This is a genomic window from Sporosarcina sp. UB5 (genome assembly GCF_050859005.1).
Classification (GTDB): Bacteria; Bacillota; Bacilli; order Bacillales_A; family Planococcaceae; genus Sporosarcina.
The window spans coordinates 403,413-422,047 of the sequence record NZ_CP125984.1; the positions used below are offsets into that span (position 1 = coordinate 403,413).

The following is an 18,635-nucleotide window of genomic DNA, read 5'->3' on the forward strand; positions in this document are numbered from 1 at the left end:
GAAACTATAAAAGTGCCTGTACCCAATTAATTTAGAAGCGCATTGGATACGTGGCACTTTTCATATTATTGATTGCCTCACATCTAAATACTATTGAAATCTAGTAGTATCACGGGCTAAATCATTTCCTAATTAAAGCAACGTTATACGGGAATAATTCCGCCTCCATTATTCCTTCTGCAACTGAAGGATCATTTTTCATGATAGCTAATGCTTCCTCTTCTGATTCAACTTCCAAAATCACTATGCCAAATGTTTTTTCGTCCATCCCCGAAGTTTTGCCTGCTAAAACAAGCTTTCCTTCTTTAAGTAACTCCTGCAGTTTTGCAAAGTGTCTACCCACTATTTCTTCTTCTTTTTCAGTCCAATTATTCAAATTCAACAAAGAAGGTACTAATTTCAAAACATAGATAAACTGTTTTTTCTCATTTACCATTCCCCACACCCCTCCCAAACAATTCGATTATATATATAACTACCGATATTACATACACCTGTCAAGTTTATCTGAATATAATACTCTAATAATATTTCGATAAACGAAAGGAGTGTTTTATTGTGCAACTTAAGGTGAGTAGGTCTTTATTTTCACTAACAGAAGTAAGAACCGTTGAAGTTCAGGCAGTTATGGGAAGGAATGTTGACTTAGGTCAACTAGTTTTTCATTTTGGTGGAAAGAGTCTGTCTGAGTGGAAAAAGTGGACAACCGGGTCAACTTTTAACGGAGATCCCTTTATTACAGTCGTTGAAAAACCTCACTTTATCGGAAATTCTGGAATTGTCAAAGCTACATTAAAGTTTGATCTTCCATTTAATAGAGAGAGTCTTGCTGAGAGATCAATTCGAACACAATATCAACAGTTTATTGGAAGTTACGAATTAGCTATGATTGATCCGCAAAGAAAGATAAAGGCTTCTGCTACTGTCCAGCTAAATGTGTATGATGAGTTCCTTTTTTATAATGAGCTAAAGCCAGAGATCGACAAAATCATTAAACAATCCAATCAAAAAAATAAACGATACATCACCTATAAAAGTCTTGGAAAGTCCGTACAAGGCAGAGATCTTCATTTTGTTATTTTGGCAAAGAGTATAGCTGCAGTTAACAAATATTTAAATGTCACACTTCCGATGGCATTAGAACAACCTGAGAAATTGATAAGTCAACTTAATAACGGCTCAATCCGTGAATATCAAGTTCCTATTTGGTTTAATAATATTCATCCTGATGAAATTGAAGGGCCTGATGCCCAAGTTGAATTACTACGAAAATTCGCCATTGAGGATAGGATCACGTTTCATACAGTTAAAAATGGCCGAAAGGAAACCGTAAGCCTTAACGTAAATGAAATTCTTAATCATGTCATTTTGTTATTCATGTTTACGAATAACCCTGATGGCAAAGTTACGAATACTAGAAGAAACGCTAATGGCTTTGACTTAAACCGCGACAACCATTTTCAAACTCAACCTGAAACAATTTTTGTTACCCAAGAAATTGCCAAATGGACTCCCCTCTCATTTCTAGACATGCATGGATATATTGGTAAATTCTTAATTGAACCGACCACTCCTCCTCACAATCCGAACTATGAATACGATTTACTTTATACTAATATGATCAGGCAGGCTCGCTCCATGGGGGATGCGGGATTAAGCAACTCTAACTTCAAGTCCTATGTCATTCCAGCACTCGATTATAAAAACGGTTGGGACGATATGTCTGTCGGCTATACACCGATGTATGCTATGCTGCACGGTTCACTAGGACATACAATTGAAATTCCAGCATTAAGTCAAGATGGTTTTCAGGCGATGGTAGGCGTCGGGCTAGGAGCCACCCTTTTTGTAAATGAAAATAAAGATCACCTGTTTAAAAATCAGCTTGAAATCTTTAAGCGTGGTGTAAATGGTGAGGATAATCGTGCAGTCGATAAATATTTTGTGAATGCTTCAAAAAAACCGATTGGACGGAATAGAGGTGGGCATCTAAACTTCTTCCCGAATTACTATGTAATTCCCATTGGGTCAAAACTACAAAAGAATAAACTAGAAGCTTATAAAATGGTCCAATATTTATTGCGTAATGGCGTAAAGGTTGAAATGCTAACAAAGAACACTGTCGTAAACGGAATTACTTATGCAAAAGGGACATTTATTATTCCTATGAAACAGGCCAAACGAGGTGTAGCCAATGCCATGCTCTATAAAGGCGATGATGTTTCAGACTGGGAAGCGATGTATGATTCAACCGTAGTAAATTTCCCTGATGTACGAGGATTTACGGTTCATGAAATTCGCAAAGACGATGTTTTTAATCAAAACAGTAGTAGAATTAGAAGTACAGGGCTCCCTAAAGGTAATTTTTACGCAAAAGCAGCTTACCATCTGTTATCTAATACGAATAATGACACAATTAAACTTGTAAACCATCTTCTAAAAAATGGCACCGTTGTTGAAAAGGCTCTTGAAACAAGAGGGTTAATAACTAAAGGCGATTTTATTGTCCAAACGAAAGATTTACAGAGCTTCGGCAAGAACTATTATTTCAGTGCTAGATATTTATTTACTTCCATTCCTGTAAAGACGATGAAGTTAAAGCAGATGAAAGTAGCTGTCACTGGGTCCTCTCAATTGAAATTTGCAGTTTCAGAGCTTGGCTTTGAAATGGTTAAACAAGCAGATGCTGACGTAATTGTTAGCGATAGCAGCAGCATCGTTGTATCGAACTTACGCGGAAAAACATTTGTAGGAATTGGGTTAGATACATTGAAAGCTGTTAATAGTCGAGGATTACTGCCTGGTTTCTCTATAAACTACACAAAAAATGGCCATGAAGGTTTAGTCAAAGCAAAAATTACGAACCACCTACTCACCTCTGGCTATGAGACCGATGAAGTTCTTTATACTACTTATGGTATGTGGATTACTGCAGTACCCGCGGGAGCCAAAATACTTGCTTCCTTTAGCAACAGTAATGATTTCTTTATATCAGGATGGTGGCCTGGACACGAAAATGCAAAAGGACAAATCCTTGCCTTTACCCATACGTTAAATAATGTTACTTTCACCCTTTTCGCCAATGATCTAGCGTTTAGAGCACATACACATAACAGCTATCGCTTCATAGCCAATAGCATTTTTGATTCGGTGAATAAAAAGAGTTGAACGAAAAATGAACAATTAAAAAAGGTGCCTAGTTCCTCCGGAAATACAATTCAGTGAGGGACCGGCACCTTATTTTAATTGTATTTATGGTGCCTGTGCAGCAAACTATTCTGACTATGCACTACAATTGCATAAAACAAAACAGACATGCTGCAACAACAATCATTTACTCATTAACACTTGTATTAATATCCATTCCATTGAATTGTCATAAATGTGTGCTGCACAGGCGCACACACAATTCAGACACAATTCAGATTTCTAACCAAGCAACCGATTCTACGTGGCTGCTTTGCGGGAACATGTCGACAGGTTGGACTTCCTTCGTCTTGTAACCGCCATCTTCCAATATGCGCAAGTCGCGTGCTAATGTGCCTGGGTTGCATGATACGTAGACGACTCGCTTCGGTTTGTATTCCAATATCGTCTGCAACAGTTTTTCGTCGCACCCTTTACGTGGTGGGTCGACGACGAGGACGTCGAATCGTTTGCCTTCTGCGTACCAGTTTGGAATGACATCTTCTGCAGCGCCCGCTTCGAAATAGGCGTTCGTCATACCGTTTAATTCTGCGTTTCGTTTAGCGTCCTCGATCGCTTGAGGAACGATTTCGACGCCGTACACTTCTTTCGCCTTTTGTGCAAGGAACAGTGAAATCGTGCCGATTCCGCAGTATGCGTCGATGACCATTTCGTCGCCTGTCAGCTGCGCATAGTCGAGCGCTTGCTTATAAAGCACTTCTGTTTGCGTCGGGTTCACTTGGTAGAAAGAGCGTGCTGATATTTCAAACTGAATGTCGCCGATCTTGTCGATAATGAACGACTTGCCATACAAACAAATCGTTTCATTTCCGAAGATGACGTTCGTCTTTTCGCTATTAACGTTTTGCATAATCGATGTCACGTCCGGCACGACTCGCTTAATGAGATCGATAACCGCATCTTTTTGTGGGAATTTCTTTTTAAGCGTGACGAGGACGACCATAATTTCCCCTGTCGCTTTCCCTTTTCGAACGACGAGATGCCGAAGCATGCCGCGGTGGGTCTTTTCGTTGTACGCATCTAATCCAAGCGCATGCATTTCGTGCTTCAACGTCGACATGAGTTCATCCGCTTCTTCGCTTTGGATAATGCATACGTCTGTGTCGACGATATGATGTGTGCGTGACTTGTAAAAGCCAGACACGACGTTACCGTCACGTTCGCTGAAGGGGATTTGGGATTTATTGCGATAGCGCCACGGGTCTTCCATCCCTTTGACTGGGTGTACGGGTACGTCAGGCAGTTTCGCGATGCGATCGATGACGTCGCGCACTTGTTTTTGCTTTTGAATGAGCTGGCCTTCGTACGATAAATGCTGCAGCTGGCAACCTCCGCATTCCCAAAATACGTGACAAGGTGGTTCAACACGATCCGGCGAAGCCTTCACCACGTTTAACAAACGAGCGAATCCGTAATTCTTCAACGTCTTCCCGACTTTGACTTCCACTTCCTCACCTGGCAATGCACCGGGGATGAATAACGGATAGCCTTCCACTTTTGCAACGCCCGATCCGTCATGCGTCAAATCCTCCACATAGACAGTTAACGAATCGTTTTGATTTACAATAAAAGACATGATATTTCCTCCAAATTTCGTATGCTCCAAGTTTAACATGTTTTACTCAATGAAACGAAAAAACAGACGCCATGAAGACGTCTGCTTTTCATTACTCTTCTTTATCCGTCACCGAACCGTCCATCGGCGCGATCAAAAATGCAATAACAATCGATGCAATGAGGACGATGAAAGGCGCATAGAAAATAATGAAATTATTCAAACCGTACTCCCCCTTTACGCATGGTAATCTTTTTTCCCACGGACGTAGTTTTTATTGAACAGGAATAGTCGCATGAGTAGCACGAGCGATGGGATTAACATTCCAAGTCCAAGGATGAACACGACTACGAGCGAGATTGCCATCGCCGGGTTCGTGAAACTGTCGTAAATCGTCAAATATGGGTACAACAAGTACGGATAATGGGATGCACCATACCCGAAAAACGCAAAGGCGAATTGGCCCATGAGCAATGCGAATGCCCATCCGTAGCTGCGTCGTTTCCATAGCATCCAAACTGTTCCCTCAAACAATAAAAACGAAATGAGGAACATTGGCCAAAACGTCTGTATGTTGCTGTAATGCTCGAAATTATGCCTTCTTAGTTCAAAGATAATGCCGCCCGCCGTAATAATTGTCGGGAACGACCAGATGAGTGAATACTTCCTAAGTAGCTCTGTCGCTTCCGTATCTCCTGCTTTATTCGCATACCACGTGAGGAACACTGCTGAAATGTAAAGCGTCGCTGCAATGCTCAAAACGACGATTGACCAAGTCAATGGACTTTTGAATAAAATCCAATAATCGAGCACTGGATGGCCATCGATCATTTCAATAAAGCCGCCTTCCGATATCGTCAACACAATGGATAGCGAAGCAGGGATCAACAGCCCTGCAATCCCATACAAAAACGAATAGCCTTTATGGCCCCTTGCGCCGTACGTCTCAAACGCATAATATGAACCGCGGATTGCGAGCAAGATGACACCGATACTAACGGGCACTAATAGCGTCGTTCCATAGTAAAACGCGGTTTTCGGGAAGAACCCGATAATTCCAACGAAGAAGAAGACTAGAAACACGTTCGTCACTTCCCAGACTGGGGATAAATACCGTTGAATGACTTTCGTCAAAATCCGATCTTTCCCAGTCAGTAAACTGTATGCATTGAAAAAACCTGCCCCAAAATCAATCGCACCGACGACAATATAACCGTAGAGGAACGTCCATAGAACCGTAATTCCTAAAATCTCCAAGTTCATTGCACGTCACCACCCTTTTCCATATGCCGTTCTTCCAGTTCACGTTCGACCGGATTGTTGCGGAACATCCGTCGTAAGACGACGACACTTCCGATAGCTAGAATGATATAGAGCAATGCGAATAGCACAAGCATCAAGTCAACTTGCCCACTCGTCGTCGCAGCATCGTCGACACGCATAATTTTGCGTAGAATCCACGGCTGCCGCCCGACTTCTGCAAACCACCAACCTGTTTCAATGGCAATGAATGTTAGGGGTGCTCCGAGAACGATAAGCCAACGGAACCATCTTGTCGTCACACTTCTCCAGCCCCGTCTTATGCCAATCCAATACCAAGCCCCGAGCAATACCATCCACATACCGATGATTACCATAATGTTGAATAAGTAATGAATATAGAGCGGTGGTATTTCATCTTCAGGGAACTGATCTAACCCAATCACTTCCGCACTCGGGTTGTTATGCGCCAAAATGGAAAGCCCGAATGGAACTTCAATGGCATATTTCACTTCACCATCGGTTAATACTCCAAGCAAGATAAGCGGGGCATTTTCCTGCGTTTCAAAATGCCACTCCGCCGCTGCAAGTTTCTCAGGCTGGTATTCAGCCAAATATTTACCGGAGAAATCACCGATGACCGCGGAAGCAATCGCGAATACAAGTCCAAGCTTCATCGTCAAATGAAGGGCCTTTTTATGATAAATATGATTGGAGCCTTTTAATAACCTGAACGCTGCAATTGCCGCTAGTACAAATGCTGACGTCATATATGCCGTGACGACAACATGCGCAACTTTTGTCGGCATCGCCGGGTTGAACATCGCGATGATTGGGTTAATGTTGACGAGTTCTCCGTTCACGATGTCGAACCCTTGGGGAGCATTCATGAATGCATTCACCATTGTAATGAAAACGGCGGAAAACGAAGCACCGATTGCAACTGGCACTAATAGAAGTAAATGCTTTTTCTGGTTTTCAAAACGATCCCATGTGTATAAATAAATGCCAAGGAAAATGGCTTCAAAAAAGAACGCGAACGTTTCCATGAATAACGGAAGTGCGATGACATTTCCCGCGAACTCCATGAAATTCGGCCATAGCAATGACAATTGCAAACCGATCGCAGTTCCTGTAACGACCCCGACGGCGACCGTAATGATAAAACCTCGTGCCCACCGTCTTGCTAGCAAAATATAATGTTCATCATTTTTCCGGATTCCGACCCATTGTGCAATCATAATCATGAGCGGAACACCGACGCCGATCGTCGCGTAAATAATGTGGAACGATAGCGTCAATTCCGTCAGAATACGCGAATAAAGTACAGCTTCTTCATTTCCCATTTAGCTTTCCTCCTTCAACTTCCGACAATTCTTCCGATAATTGAAAGCATCATAATACCCGCAACGACAAAGATAAGCCACATAAGTGATTTCTCTTGTTCTTTATACACGGGATCTCCCTCCGTCCATTAAATTCCTCTCTTCTTTATCATAAGATACCGAGCTTATACTTTTTCATTTTTGGTAAAGAAATAACAATATCGTCACAATTATTGTGAAATATTTACGACAGGTGTTTTGCTCTTGTGAGTATTTAGAATGTTGTATATAATAGAGGAATCAAAAAGGGGTGACACAATGGAAATCAAAAGAAAGGTTTTAGCTTACATTACGAAGGATGAACATGCCGAACGGAAACTTCTTGTGTTCGAGCATAAAGATCATCCAGAAGCAGGCTTGCAAGTGCCGGGGGGAACAATTGAAGAGGACGAGCTTCTTATCGATGCACTCTACCGGGAAATTGAGGAAGAAACCGGCATTCGGCGGGATCAGCTTCGACTAAATGGCAAAGTGAACAAAATAAACTTTTTTCCGGAAAACCGACAAGATGTTATCCATGAGCGAAATATATTTCATCTGACGTACATCGGTGAGGATGAAAATGAATGGGAGATGATTGTCAACAGTACCGGTAAAGATAACGGCATGATTTTCCGTTGCCGCTGGGTTCCGGTTAATGACTTACCAGCGCTTGCGGCAGGACAGGATGAGTTAATTGATTTTATTAACTAAGGAAAAATAAAAGCTGCATGGATACTCAATCCATTGCAGCTTTTTCATTGTCTATATCCATTCGATCTTGCTTACGTAATTGCGCAAGCGGGGCAAACATTTCGATATGACGGTGTTTGTTTGTAAAATTCGCAGGAAGGGTGCCGCCATATTCTCCGTCCAAATTTAGTAGTACTTCCTCAGATGACGTAATCTTCACTGTTGACGGATGAGCGGAAATTACGAGCGGGTCATCTAAATGCTCTCCGCGAAGCGCCAATGAAACGACCCTAATGAATTCGGCCATATTACATTTTTTCAATATGATTAACGTAAATCGACCATCATTAATGCTTGAATGCGGCGCCAGTTTCTCAAAGCCACCGACGGAGTTTGTCAAGCCGACGAGAAAGAGCATGACTTCCCCTTCGAACACTTCATCGTCGTACTCAATTCTCACGTTACTCGAATGGATAGACGGGAGCATTTCAATCCCTTTTAAATAATAGGCGAGCTGTCCGAGTACCGTTTTCAACTTGCTCGGCACTTCATACGTCAGCTCTGTCATTCTTCCGCCACCAGCGATATTAATGAAATGGCGGTCGTTCATGAGACCAACGTCCACCGGAATTGTCTCGCCACGAACGATAATGTCGACGGCTTCGTCAATATCCCTCGGAATCCGTAGCGCACGGGCAAAATCATTTGTCGTGCCTGTCGGAATGAGCCCGATTGTCGGTCGGTTCTCAAATGGGGAGACTCCGGCGACGACTTCGTTTAACGTTCCATCCCCGCCAGACGCGATGATGACGTCAAAGCCCCGTTCCACAGCTTTTTTTGCCGCTTCAGTTGCATCGCCTTCCCCCGTTGTCGCATGGACAGATGTTTCGTACCCTGCTTTCTCCAGCTTTTCCAACACTTCAGCCAAATGTTTTCGGAATACTTCACGTCCTGCTGTCGGGTTATAAATGATTCTTGCACGTTTCATACTGTTCCCTCTCAATTCATACAAAATGCGACGCTTGTATGCGTCCATACTTCAACTAGTAGACGCTTACTAGGACTAATTGTCCTCCCAAAAAGTTCTCATTAAATGTCACTTCGTCTGTTGCAACGCCGGCATGAATGTCTTGCGAATGTCTTCGTAAACAGTGAGCCACAATTCGGGCTGGGTTGTATATTCCTTCATTAATTCGTCGATGAATTTCCGTTGCTTTTCAGCGAAATCTGGAGCTTCTTTTGCGGGTAGTTGCTTGCGACGTTCGAGGACGTCTTCTTGGATGGACGCTGCGCGAGGTCCCCATTTAGCTGTTACTTCCCCTTCATCATTGAGTAGCAAGTAAATTGGAATTGAACGACCACCATTCGTCAAATGTCTGTCAATCAAGTCTGTATCTTCGTCACGATAGACGACTCGGACGTCCAAGTTTGCGGCTTCTGCAATTCGACGCAGAATTGGATTGTTCATCATCGCGTCGCCACACCAATCTTCCGTTATGACTAGTATATTGGGCTTTTTCGTTTTTGCTATTTCGATGAATGCATCGTCTTGCGGTACATCGAATTTTTCGTAAATGCCGAAACTGTTTTCTTTATGTTTTTCCATCCGATCCATGTAGTCCTCGAGCGAAATCGCCTCATCAAAATATTGCTTCTCTGTTTTCATTTCCGACACCTTCCCTTTTCTTTACCTTTTTCTTAAGTGTACGGCTATTCGTTGTGTGAATCAAATAGGATGCTAAACAAAAGTGGAGAGCGCCCGGAACTGGACGTGGAAGCACGGAAAAAATCGCCCTATACGGAGACTTTGGCAAGACTCGTATAGGACGATTCATGTTCAGCTTATCGCTTTTTAATTTCCTCAAGGAGGATTTTATTTACCATTGGTGGGTTTGCTTGCCCTTTTGTAGCTTTCATTACTTGTCCAACTAGGAAGCCGACTGCGCGGTCTTTACCGTTTTTGAAGTCCTCGATTGATTGTTCATTCGCATCGAGTATTTCCGTTACGATTGCGCGGAGTGTACCTTCGTCTGAAATTTGGACGAGGCCTTTTTCTTTTACGATGTCAGCGGCATTGCCACCGTTTTCAATGAGTTCTTTGAAAACTTTCTTCGCGATTTTGGATGAAATCGTTCCGTCCGCAATCAACTTAACCATGCTAGAGAGGCCTTCCGGTGTAAGCGCCGTGTCGTGAAGTTCTTTCTGTTCGGCGTTCAAATACGCGGATACTTCGCCCATTAACCAGTTGGAAGCAAGTTTTGCATCCGCTCCTGCATTCACAGTTGCGTCGAAGAAATCGGACATTTCTTTCGTTAACGTTAAGACGTGTGCGTCATATTCTGGCAGATCGAGTTCATTAACGTATCTTGCTTTACGCGCATCTGGAAGTTCCGGGATTTCAGCGCGAACACGATCGATCCACTCTTGGTCGATATGAATCTCAGGCAAGTCTGGGTCATTGATGAATCGGTAATCGTTTGCACTGCCTTTTACACGCATAAGCACAGTTTGGCCTGTCGATTCGTCGTAGCGGCGTGTTTCCTGTTGAATTTCACCGCCGGAAAGAAGGATCTTTTCTTGACGTTCAACTTCATTTGCAATTCCTCTTCGAACAAAGTTGAAGGAGTTCAAGTTTTTCAATTCGGTTTTCGTTCCGAATTTTTCTTGACCGAATGGGCGCAATGAAATGTTAGCGTCACAACGAAGGGATCCTTCCTCCATACGGACATCGGAAACGCCTGTATATTGGATGATCGCTTTCAGCTTTTCAAGGAATGCATATGCCTCTTCCGGGGAGCGAATATCCGCTTCCGTTACGATTTCAATTAACGGCGTTCCTTGGCGGTTCAAGTCGACGAGTGAATAGCCGTTGTCGGTATGCGTCAATTTACCTGCATCCTCTTCAAGATGGACGCGCTCAATGCGAATCTTCTTCTTTTTGCCTTCGACTTCAATTTCAATCCAGCCGTTTTGGCCAACTGGACGCTTGTCTTGCGAAGTTTGATACGCGCTCGGGTTATCCGGATAGAAATAATGCTTACGGTCGAAGTTCATAACCTTTGCTACTTCACAGTTCAAAGCAAGTGAAGCTTTCATTCCGAAATCAATTGCGCGTTTATTCAATGTCGGCAATGTTCCTGGGTATGCCAAGTCGTACACATTGATGTTCATATTCGGCTCAGCACCGTAATGAGATGGTGCCGGTGAAAAGATTTTCGTATCGGTTTTTAATTCAACGTGGACTTCAAGTCCAACAATCGTTTCAAAGTTCATTAGTTAGTACCCTCCCCTAAAGATGGAGTGCGTTTATGGAAATCCGTCGCTTGTTCAAACGCGTGCGCTACTTTATAAATAGTTGCTTCATCGAAATGCTTTCCGATAATTTGGAGGCCGACTGGCAATCCATTTGAGAAACCACACGGAATCGAAATTGCTGGAATACCAGCCAAGTTGACAGACACTGTCAAAACGTCGTTCGCATACAATGTCAATTGGTTTTGCACGACGCCGCCGATTTCGTATGCAGTTGTTGCACTCGTTGGACCGACGATGACATCATAGTTTTCAAATACAGATGCAAAGTCTTGCGCGATAAGTGTACGTACTTTCATTGCCTTGACGTACAAATCTTCGTGATGATCTGCACTTAGTGCATATGTGCCATAAAGAATTCGCTTTTTCACTTCATCCCCGAATCCTTCTGCACGTGAACGTGTGTAAAGCTCTTCTAGATTTTTCGTACTTTCTGAACGGTATCCGTAACGAATTCCGTCGAATCTCGCGAGGTTCGAAGAAGCTTCTGCAGTTGCAACTGCATAATATGTCGGCGAAGCGTATTTGGAATGTGGAAGTGTCACTTCCCCTACAGTCGCGCCAAGTGATTCAAGCACTTTCAACGATGCGCGAACCTTATCTTTCACATCATCTGCGATGCCTTCACCTAAATATTCCTTTGGAACAGCAATTCGTAATCCTTTAATATCGCCTGTCAATGCAGCTTGGAAATTAGGGACTTCCTGCGGTGAAGAAGAGGAATCTCTATGATCAATACCTGAAATGGCGTTCAGTAACAATGCATTATCTTCAACTGTCCGAGTAATTGGACCGATTTGATCCAACGAGGAAGCAAATGCGACGAGGCCACTACGGGACACTCTCCCGTATGTCGGTTTCATCCCAACGATTCCACATAATGCTGCCGGCTGACGAACAGAACCGCCTGTATCTGTACCGAGTGAGAACGGTACTTCTCCCGCTGCAACAGCAGCTGCAGAACCACCCGAGGAACCTCCAGGCACGCAGTCTAAATTCCATGGATTATGTGTTGTCTGGAAAGCCGAACGTTCAGTTGTAGAGCCCATTGCAAACTCATCCATATTCAATTTACCGACGCTAATCATGCCAGCTTCATTCACTTTTTCTACGACTGTTGCGTCATAGACAGGTACAAAATCTTCAAGCATCTTGCTTGCACAAGTCGTAACAGTACCTTTTGTAACAATGTTGTCTTTAATTCCGATTGGCAGTCCGAATAGTGGTCCGCGTCCTTCGATTGGCGCGTTGTCCAACTTCTCAGCTTTTGCCAACGCCTCTTCTTCCGTCAACGCTAGGAATGCTTTTACTTGCCCATCTAACGCGGCGATTTGCTTAAATGAATCTTCGGTTACTTCTTTGACAGAGACTTCCCGATTATGTAAAAGTGCTTGAAGTTCTGCTGCCGTCTTTTTCATTAACGTCATCTTACATCCTCCTAAAAACGATTATCACAGGATATTTGGAACTTTAATCATTCCATCTTCATGCTCTTTTACGCTTGCCAACATTTCTTCCCGATCAAGGATATCTTGAGGGACATCTTCCCGTAGCACGTTGAAAAGCTGCAACGGATGAGTCATCGGCTCAACATTAGTTGTATCTACTTCTTTCAATGCATCTCCAAATTCTACAAGATCGGAAATGATTTCAGAAAACACTTCTGCTTCTTCATCCGAAAAGGCGATTTTAGCAAAATTCGCGAAGTATTTTACGTCTTCTGCGGTAAATTTCGTCATTTGAATTCCTCCCCAACTGCAATTGTACGACTTATCATACCACCTAACCGGTATGTTGAAAAGTAACTGCGCATCCGATGCTTCTTGCACGGACGCGCTTTTTATTGTCAAAAATTAATATCCATAAATATGGACGAACGGTTCGTTACTCCCGGCTTCCTTGACAATTAGCGCCTCGGGGCCATTTACTGAAGTGATGCTTACTTCAACATCGATATCCGGAAAATAATTGATAATGAGTGATGTTAAATATTGGGTGAAGCCAATCACTTCACTCTTCCCGAAAAACTGAATCGGAATGTCGATCGCAATGGATTCCATCCGGTTCTCTTTGAAAAATCCTTTCCCAATAACATTAACGAAACTTGGGAAGTATTTATCAATATCTTGCTTGAAATTGCTGAACGTCGTATTAATTTCACGGTAGTTGTCGATATCTGCTGGAGCGGGAAACAATACGTACCGCTCATTCACTTCTTTCCATCCGGACGGCGCCGATTTTCCTTTATCAGCAAAAGCGGTTGCGAAATACGTACCAGGGACAATCGCATTCCTTTTTTCTTGCTTGAACAGGCCAATAACGATCGGAATATCTTGGAATCCTTCTCTTGCACGCATTCTGCTAACAATTTCATCCGCCATGGCGATGCCTTGTTTTTCGAGCTCTTCGTCAGAAATCGTCGTCTCCCTTCCGCCTCTTTCATAGTAGACGGAATTTAACGCAAGCCCGATTGAAACGCCGGACAACCGTACTTTTTTCTCGTCCGTCAACGTCAAATAGTTTTGCTCAATAATATGCGCCAAATAGATTGGACTCTGTTCAGCGTCTTCCCCTTTCGCTTCAGGAGGATTCAAGCCTGCTTCATTCGTTGACTTTCTAGCAAGCCATGCTTTTGCCGTAGCTGCGTCGATATACTGCCCTTCTTGCAAGAAATGGTTTTTCGTGTCGAAATGCTGTGCGGATAACCGCATTAACCCTTTTTCAGCTTCCTCGATATCGTATTTTGTATAAATATTGCTAACGACGAGGCCGCGGCTTGCGCTCTTCTTGAATGGGGTGAGCGTCTTGTAAAATTCGTCCTTCAATTGGACATCTGGGATCATGACGGTTTCTTCAATTTGCTCCTCATTTTCCTGGATGATTTCCTCTTTGTCAGGACCAATTGACGGTAGACAGCCGCCTAACAATAGGACGGCCGCCACTCCGGATACTGCAAATAGCCTTTTCATTGAAAATTACTCCTTCTCGCCGAGTGCGTCGACCAACTCTGTTTCGTTCCATACTGTAATACCGAGTTCTACCGCCTTCGCTAGCTTCGATCCGGCATCTTCCCCGGCAATGACGAGATCCGTCTTTTTGCTGACGCTCCCGCTCACTTTCCCGCCAAACGCTTCAATCCGCTCTTTCGCTTCATTACGCGTTAATATCGAAAGCTTGCCCGTTAACACAATCGTTTTCCCGACGAACGGTCCTTCAGTCGGAAGCTCTTGGCGTGTTCTTCCTATATAGTCCATATTAACGCCGTACGACTTCAGCTTACGAATTACTTCTAGCACATCTTCGTTAGTAAAAAATGTGACGACCGCGTCCGCAACTTTATCGCCAATTTCGTGAATTGTTGTAAGTCGCTCCGCATCCGCCATTGCGATTTCGTCTATCGTGCCAAATTCCTCTGACAAAATATGTGCCGCCTTTTCTCCGACATGACGAATACCAAGTCCGAACAGTAACTTCTCCAACGAATTGGATTTAGATGCTTCAATTGCTGTTAATAAATTCGTCGCGGACTTTTCTCCCATCCGCTCGAGTGACAACAGCTGTTCCTTCGTCAAGTGATAAAGGTCTGAAACGTCATGGACGAGTCCGGACGTATACAATTGGTCAACGACTCGCTCGCCAATCCCTTCGATATTCATCGCATTGCGCGAAACAAAATGAATGAGTGCTTCTTTCATTTGCGCAGGGCATTGTGGATTGACGCAGCGGAGCGCCACTTCCCCTTCGATCCTGACGAGTTCGGAGTCGCAAACTGGACAGTTGTCAGGCATATAATACGGTTCTTCATGCCCTTTCCGCTGGTCAATTAATACAGAAACGACTTCTGGAATAATATCCCCCGCTTTGCGGATGACGACAGCATCCCCGATTCGGATATCTTTTTCACGGATAAGGTCCTCGTTATGGAGAGAAGCCCTTGCGACAGTCGTTCCGGCAACACGGACCGGCTCTAAAATAGCAGTCGGTGTAACAACCCCTGTCCTGCCGACACTCAGCTCAATATCGAGCAGTTTCGTATGGACTTCTTCCGCAGGGAATTTATAAGCAGTCGCAAAGCGCGGACTTCTTGCCGTAAAGCCCAATTGTTCCTGATCTTCAAAGCTGTCTACTTTAATAACGATTCCGTCGATTTCATAATCTAGATCCTGTCTGCGTTCTTGCCAGGATTCTATATATTCGAGCACGTCTTCGATTGTTTTGCATCGTTTGCTCTTCTTATTCGTTTCAAAACCGATGGACGCAAGATAGTCGAGCGAATCGGAATGACTATCTTGTCCGTAAGCAGTGCCATCCCCGCCGATGCCGTAAATGAATACGGCAAGATTACGGCTAGCGGCTATTTTCGGATCTAGTTGCCGAAGTGATCCTGCGGCTGCATTCCGAGGATTCGCGAACGGCTCTTCCCCGTTTTCATCCCGCGCTTCATTCAACTTCATGAATGATTTTTTCGGCATATACGCTTCCCCACGAACTTCAATTGTAACCGGTTCGGCAAGTTTTAGTGGTACAGTCCGGATTGTCTTCAGGTTAGCAGTAATATCCTCTCCGACTGTCCCGTCTCCTCTCGTCGAACCTTGGACGAATACGCCATTTTCATATTTTAATGAAACGGCAAGCCCGTCAATTTTCAACTCACAAATATATGTCGCTTTCCCCGTTCCCGCTTGTACCCGTCTATCGAAGTCACGGATATCTTCTTCGTTAAATGCGTTCGACAAGCTCAGCATTGGATATTCATGGACGACTTTGCTAAACCCTTCGAGCACTTCCCCTCCAACGCGCTGCGATGGTGAATCGGGGTAGATGAGATTAGGATGTTCTGCCTCGATCGTGAGCAGTTCTTTCATAAGCTCATCATAAACTGAATCGGGTACGATCGGTTTGTCTAACACATAATAAGCGTGCCCATACTCTTTGAGCAGGTCATTGAGCTCCTGTACACGTTTTTCCACTGCATTTCGATCCAAATCCATTCTTTCCTCTCCCTACGCTTTTTCTATCGGTGCGAATTTGGCGAGAAGACGTTTAATGCCTACTGGCTCCGGAAAAGCAATATCAAGTTCAATATCGTCTTCTGTACCTTTTACGCTGACGACGACGCCTGTCCCCCATTTTTTATGGGTCGCTTTGTCGCCCGCCTTCCAGCCCATTTTCTCCCCACCGCTCGATTTATAAATTGGCCGTTTAACAGCAGGCCGTACAGGTGCTGCTCCACGCGAATACCCGCCAAATGAAAAGCCTTGATTATTATTCGATGTTATTTCAATAATATCATCTGAAATCTCGTTTAAAAATCGGGAAGGATTATTAAAGCTCGAGCGACCGAACAATGTCCGGTAAGAAGCGCAAGTCAAATAGAGTCGGCGCTCCGCACGGGTAATTGCTACATAGGCAAGCCTACGCTCTTCTTCCATTTCCTCGTCGTCGCCAATTGACCTTGCATGCGGGAATACGTTCTCTTCCATGCCGATAACGAAGACGACCGGAAATTCGAGTCCTTTCGCTGCATGCATCGTCATCAAGACGATTTTCTCCGCCGATTGGTTCTCTTCTTTATCTAACGAATCGATATCGGCGATCAGTGCCAAGTCTGTCAAGAAGGCAACGAGCGAACGGTCGCCCTCCTCTTCCTCAGCTCTCTTTTCAAAAGCTTCTGTAACGGAGAGGAATTCCTCGATGTTTTCCAGTCGGCTTTCCGATTCAATCGTCTTCTCACGAAGTAGCATTTCGCGATAGCCCGTCTTGTCCAACACCTGTTCCACGAGCTCAGTGACGGACAAGTATTCTTGCATTTGCGTGAATCCGCTTATCATATCTCTAAATTTCGTCGCTTCGTTCGCAGCTCTTGCCGTCAACCCCATGAAATGGACTTCATGTAACGCGTCAAAAACGGACCGTTCGTTTTCAATAGCAAATTGCGCCATCCTTTCGAAGGACGTCGCTCCGATGCCTCGTTTCGGCTCATTAATAATTCTTGCGAGCGCCAAGTCATCATCGTTGTTTGCAATTAACCGTAAATAGGCGAGCAAGTCCTTAATCTCTTTTCTGTCATAGAACTTCGTGCCGCCGACAATTGTATAATCGAGATTCGATTTCACGAGATATTCCTCGATGACACGTGATTGGGCGTTCGTCCGGTAAAGGATTGCAAATTGATCGAGCGTTAAGTTTTCGCGTTCTTTCAGCTCAATAATCTGTTGGACGATGTATTGTGATTCATCCTTTTCATCGGACGCTTTATACACCGTAATTGAATCGCCCTCGGTATTTTCCGTACGAAGCTTTTTGTCGTATCGGCTCCGGTTGTTTTGGATGACGTCATTCGCCGCCTGCAAAATCGTCTTCGTCGAACGGTAATTTTGCTCGAGTAAAATGACGATAGCATCTTTATAATCCTTTTCGAAAGAAAGGATATTGCCGATGTCAGCACCGCGCCATCTGTAAATGGACTGATCCGAGTCCCCGACAACACATAGATTGCGGAATTTCTCGGCAAGCATTTTAACGAGGCGGTATTGTGCATTGTTCGTATCTTGGTACTCATCGACATGGATATATTGGAATTTATTTTGATAAAATTCGAGGACTTCAGGGACGCGTTCGAATAATTTGAGAGTCATCATAATGAGGTCGTCAAAATCGAGCGATTGGTTTTGTCTCAGTTTTTTCGAGTAACCTTCATAGACATCTGCAATCGTCTTTTCGTAAGGGTTATGTGGATTGATTTGCCCTTTATACGTTTCCGCATCGATGCATTCGTTTTTAGCAGAGCTAATTGCCGATAGCATTGCCCGCGGATCATATTGCTTCGGATCGAGATTGCGTTCCTTTAGCACGTTTTTGACAGCTGTCAATTGGTCGGAGGAATCGAGAATCGTGAAGTTTTTCGAGATTCCGATGCGGTCGATGTTCCTCCGTAAAATACGGACGCACATCGAGTGGAATGTCGACACCCACATTCGGTCGCCAGTTCCCGGTCCGAGCAGGCCGTCAATTCGGTCGCGCATTTCCCGGGCCGCCTTATTCGTAAACGTAATTGCCAATACGTTGGAAGGGTACACGCCTTTTTCCACGATTAAGTAAGCAATCCGGTGTGTTAGCACTCTCGTCTTCCCAGATCCTGCGCCTGCCATTATTAGCAACGGCCCTTCTGTCTTTTTCACTGCACGGGCTTGCTCAGGGTTCATACCTGCAAGCAAATTTGCCGCGATTTCCTTCATACATCA

At 44.1% G+C, this 18,635-nt stretch carries 15 protein-coding genes; 2 read left to right on the plus strand and 13 right to left on the minus strand.

Going from position 1 to position 18,635, the window contains the following annotated elements:
* Window positions 1–121 precede the first annotated feature (121 nt).
* Complete coding sequence (locus QM454_RS02280; RefSeq protein WP_432361020.1) at window positions 122–436, minus strand: YciI family protein; 315 nt, start codon at window positions 434–436, stop codon at window positions 122–124.
* 122 nt (window positions 437–558) lie between these two features.
* Between QM454_RS02280 and QM454_RS02285 the strand changes: the two genes are divergently transcribed.
* Window positions 559–3,168, plus strand: coding sequence for a M14 family metallopeptidase (locus QM454_RS02285; RefSeq protein WP_432361023.1), 2,610 nt, complete (start codon window positions 559–561; stop codon window positions 3,166–3,168).
* Window positions 3,169–3,421: 253 nt separating this feature from the next.
* Here the strand turns inward: QM454_RS02285 and rlmD are convergent, their stop codons facing one another.
* The 4 genes from rlmD to QM454_RS02305 form a co-directional block, all read right to left on the minus strand.
* Window positions 3,422–4,783 (minus strand): 23S rRNA (uracil(1939)-C(5))-methyltransferase RlmD, encoded by a 1,362-nt coding sequence (gene rlmD / locus QM454_RS02290; protein ID WP_432361025.1) that lies wholly within the window; start codon window positions 4,781–4,783, stop codon window positions 3,422–3,424.
* A gap of 91 nt (window positions 4,784–4,874) precedes the next feature.
* Window positions 4,875–4,985 (minus strand): cytochrome bd oxidase small subunit CydS, encoded by a 111-nt coding sequence (cydS, locus tag QM454_RS02295; RefSeq protein WP_432361028.1) that lies wholly within the window; start codon window positions 4,983–4,985, stop codon window positions 4,875–4,877.
* Between the two features lie 14 nt (window positions 4,986–4,999).
* Window positions 5,000–6,025 carry a cytochrome d ubiquinol oxidase subunit II gene (locus tag QM454_RS02300; protein ID WP_432361031.1) on the minus strand — a complete coding sequence of 342 codons (1,026 nt, stop codon included), beginning with the start codon at window positions 6,023–6,025 and terminating at the stop codon, window positions 5,000–5,002.
* Window positions 6,022–7,368, minus strand: coding sequence for a cytochrome ubiquinol oxidase subunit I (locus tag QM454_RS02305; protein ID WP_432361034.1), 1,347 nt, complete (start codon window positions 7,366–7,368; stop codon window positions 6,022–6,024). The genes QM454_RS02300 and QM454_RS02305 overlap by 4 nt, the downstream gene beginning before the upstream one ends.
* Before the next feature lie 297 nt (window positions 7,369–7,665).
* Here QM454_RS02305 and QM454_RS02310 point away from each other — a divergent pair, with 297 nt between their 5' ends.
* Entirely contained in the window at window positions 7,666–8,100 is a 435-nt protein-coding gene (locus QM454_RS02310) for an NUDIX hydrolase (protein ID WP_432361037.1), read from the plus strand.
* Window positions 8,101–8,125: 25 nt separating this feature from the next.
* Here the strand turns inward: QM454_RS02310 and QM454_RS02315 are convergent, their stop codons facing one another.
* From QM454_RS02315 to pcrA, 8 genes are all read right to left on the minus strand, one after another.
* Entirely contained in the window at window positions 8,126–9,067 is a 942-nt protein-coding gene (locus QM454_RS02315) for a diacylglycerol kinase (RefSeq protein ID WP_432361040.1), read from the minus strand.
* Window positions 9,068–9,175: 108 nt separating this feature from the next.
* Window positions 9,176–9,745 (minus strand): thioredoxin family protein, encoded by a 570-nt coding sequence (locus QM454_RS02320; protein WP_432361043.1) that lies wholly within the window; start codon window positions 9,743–9,745, stop codon window positions 9,176–9,178.
* A 176-nt stretch (window positions 9,746–9,921) separates the two neighbouring features.
* The gene (gene gatB, locus QM454_RS02325; protein ID WP_432361046.1) at window positions 9,922–11,352 is read right to left on the minus strand and encodes an Asp-tRNA(Asn)/Glu-tRNA(Gln) amidotransferase subunit GatB; all 1,431 of its coding nucleotides are present in this window, start codon (window positions 11,350–11,352) and stop codon (window positions 9,922–9,924) included.
* Window positions 11,352–12,818, minus strand: a complete 1,467-nt coding sequence (gene gatA / locus QM454_RS02330) for an Asp-tRNA(Asn)/Glu-tRNA(Gln) amidotransferase subunit GatA (protein ID WP_432361049.1) — start codon at window positions 12,816–12,818, stop codon at window positions 11,352–11,354. The genes gatB and gatA overlap by 1 nt, the downstream gene beginning before the upstream one ends.
* A gap of 24 nt (window positions 12,819–12,842) precedes the next feature.
* Window positions 12,843–13,130, minus strand: a complete 288-nt coding sequence (gatC, locus tag QM454_RS02335; RefSeq protein ID WP_432361051.1) for an Asp-tRNA(Asn)/Glu-tRNA(Gln) amidotransferase subunit GatC — start codon at window positions 13,128–13,130, stop codon at window positions 12,843–12,845.
* Window positions 13,131–13,244: 114 nt separating this feature from the next.
* Window positions 13,245–14,360, minus strand: coding sequence for a CamS family sex pheromone protein (locus QM454_RS02340; RefSeq protein ID WP_432361053.1), 1,116 nt, complete (start codon window positions 14,358–14,360; stop codon window positions 13,245–13,247).
* Window positions 14,361–14,366: 6 nt separating this feature from the next.
* A complete protein-coding gene (ligA, locus tag QM454_RS02345) occupies window positions 14,367–16,382 on the minus strand; it encodes an NAD-dependent DNA ligase LigA (RefSeq protein WP_432361056.1) in 2,016 nt (671 codons plus the stop codon).
* 12 nt (window positions 16,383–16,394) lie between these two features.
* Window positions 16,395–18,629, minus strand: a complete 2,235-nt coding sequence (pcrA, locus tag QM454_RS02350; RefSeq protein WP_432361058.1) for a DNA helicase PcrA — start codon at window positions 18,627–18,629, stop codon at window positions 16,395–16,397.
* Window positions 18,630–18,635 lie beyond the last annotated feature (6 nt).

Coding starts and splice junctions, on each gene's coding strand:
- QM454_RS02300 (WP_432361031.1), bottom strand. CDS start 6,025: ATGAACTTGGAGATTTTAGGAATTACGGTTCTATGGACGTTCCTCTAC.
- rlmD (WP_432361025.1), bottom strand. CDS start 4,783: ATGTCTTTTATTGTAAATCAAAACGATTCGTTAACTGTCTATGTGGAG.
- QM454_RS02320 (WP_432361043.1), bottom strand. CDS start 9,745: ATGAAAACAGAGAAGCAATATTTTGATGAGGCGATTTCGCTCGAGGAC.
- QM454_RS02310 (WP_432361037.1), top strand. CDS start 7,666: ATGGAAATCAAAAGAAAGGTTTTAGCTTACATTACGAAGGATGAACAT.
- QM454_RS02280 (WP_432361020.1), bottom strand. CDS start 436: ATGGTAAATGAGAAAAAACAGTTTATCTATGTTTTGAAATTAGTACCT.
- gatB (WP_432361046.1), bottom strand. CDS start 11,352: ATGAACTTTGAAACGATTGTTGGACTTGAAGTCCACGTTGAATTAAAA.
- QM454_RS02315 (WP_432361040.1), bottom strand. CDS start 9,067: ATGAAACGTGCAAGAATCATTTATAACCCGACAGCAGGACGTGAAGTA.
- ligA (WP_432361056.1), bottom strand. CDS start 16,382: ATGGATTTGGATCGAAATGCAGTGGAAAAACGTGTACAGGAGCTCAAT.
- QM454_RS02305 (WP_432361034.1), bottom strand. CDS start 7,368: ATGGGAAATGAAGAAGCTGTACTTTATTCGCGTATTCTGACGGAATTG.
- QM454_RS02340 (WP_432361053.1), bottom strand. CDS start 14,360: ATGAAAAGGCTATTTGCAGTATCCGGAGTGGCGGCCGTCCTATTGTTA.
- gatC (WP_432361051.1), bottom strand. CDS start 13,130: ATGACGAAATTTACCGCAGAAGACGTAAAATACTTCGCGAATTTTGCT.
- pcrA (WP_432361058.1), bottom strand. CDS start 18,629: ATGAAGGAAATCGCGGCAAATTTGCTTGCAGGTATGAACCCTGAGCAA.
- gatA (WP_432361049.1), bottom strand. CDS start 12,818: ATGACGTTAATGAAAAAGACGGCAGCAGAACTTCAAGCACTTTTACAT.